Source organism: Pseudoalteromonas sp. Z1A6, from assembly GCF_011378745.1.
In the GTDB taxonomy this organism is placed as follows: Bacteria; Pseudomonadota; Gammaproteobacteria; order Enterobacterales; family Alteromonadaceae; genus Pseudoalteromonas; species Pseudoalteromonas arctica.
In genome coordinates, this window is sequence record NZ_WTKW01000553.1 from 1 (window position 1) to 1,665 (window position 1,665).

1 protein-coding gene is annotated in these 1,665 nt (G+C 38.3%); it reads left to right on the forward strand.

Features of this window, described 5'->3' with window-relative positions; translation table 11 throughout:
- Nucleotides 1-67 precede the first annotated feature (67 nt).
- On the forward strand, nt 68-1,561 hold the full coding sequence (locus GQR46_RS19405) for a hypothetical protein (protein ID WP_165742173.1): 1,494 nt from the start codon (nt 68-70) through the stop codon (nt 1,559-1,561).
- The last annotated feature ends 104 nt before the right edge of the window (nt 1,562-1,665 follow it).

A 1,665-nucleotide genomic window follows, 5' to 3' on the forward strand; every position in this document is an offset into this window, starting at 1 on the left:
TAACCAATTCAATTTATAACAATATGATTTTTAATAATAATTAAAGTGCAAAAAAGGAAATCTTTGTATGTCTTTTAAAAAAAGTCAGTTAGCTATTTCATTAGCGTTTACGCTAGGCCTTGTTGGATGTGGCGGCGGTGGCGATGATAAAGTGGTCGTTGTAGAGCCAGTTGTAGCTAAGCCTGACCCTATAAAAGTAGACCCCGTAGAAGTTAACACTATCTCTCTTACTGGAAAGGTTATTGATGGCTATGTATCTGGTGCAATAGTATGGCTAGATATTGATGGCGATGGTACTTTTGATGAGCAAACAGAACCTTCTGTAGTCTCTGAAGAATCGGGTAATTATAGTTTTAATTTTACAGAAGAGCAGGCGCTGTGTGTGCCGTATTCAACTATGTATGTTGATGTACCTGTTGGCGCAATTGACGAGGACTTAGGAGAGGTAACACAAGCGTATCAAATGTCATTTCCGCCCTCAATTGAGGCTTTGACTGATGAAGATATTCGAAATATATCCCCTTTAACAACCGTTATTTGGGAGCAGTTAAGCCTTCAATTACAAAAAAGTGGTAACAATAATTTAAGCTGTGATGCACTTAAAGAAAATACTGAGCTACTTGCAAACCTTCAAAGCGAAATAACAAATGTTATGCAAAACTTGGTTGCGCATTATAATTTGTCGACAGAGCAAATTTACTCAGATTTTATTGCCACTAGTGACAGTGATGCTTACGACAGAGCACAAGCAATTGTTAAGGGACTAAAAGCGGCCTATAAATTCAAGCAAGAGCTAGATGCTCAGTATCCTGATGCAGAAGAAGTAAGAGCAGTGATTTACCAAGACACAACAAAAGATGATGAGTATGAGTTTGAAAATGCATGGTACAGAGACAAGGTTATTTTTGCGGGCGCTGAGCTTATTTATGAGCAAGTAAAGCTTCAAAATACAGGCGAACTCGACAAAATTGACGTTATTTTGTCTCGATTGGATTCAACAGATACGCCTTGGGGCGAAGAGTCGTTAAATGGAAAATTAACAGTTAGAGACGATGTTTACATTAACGCCGATCGTACTTACCGATGCTCTAGCATTGAGAGCGTTAGTTTTGAGCAAAGCAATGTGCTTTATGGCGTTGATAATACAAGCCCATCGGTTAACTTTCCAACAGCTGATGAATGCGTTAGTGATAATTTAGATACACCGTTCGAGCGAGGTTTTAGCATTAGCTATACTGAGTCGGGATCGTATTACCAAACTGACTTTGCCTTTAGAGAGGAAAATGCCGACTTTCAAACATTATCTGATTGGGTAAATGTTAAAGACAAAGCTGCTGATCTAGAAACTCAAGATTTAGTTACTGTACTCGCTGCTATGCCTTATAAGTTTGATGACGAAACATCTATTGATGCTAGCTTTTGGCGTAAATACAAAACCACAGACAACGTACGTATTACAAAGACAATTGAAGGGCAATGGTTTAGAGATACCCGCCGAGAAGATGGAACAATGCTGCATGAGTGCGGTGAAAATGGTGTTGATTGGGCTCCATGCGAATAATGTAAAAAGCACTTTAATAAATATTTAGCTTAGTGCCAGTCAGTTAATAACTGACTGGCATTTTTTTGTTTAAAAAAGCTTACTTTTACGTACGGTTATAACTA

Excerpts from the sequence above, each read along its gene's own strand:
- GQR46_RS19405 (WP_165742173.1), top strand. The coding sequence starts at position 68 with ATGTCTTTTAAAAAAAGTCAGTTAGCTATTTCATTAGCGTTTACGCTA.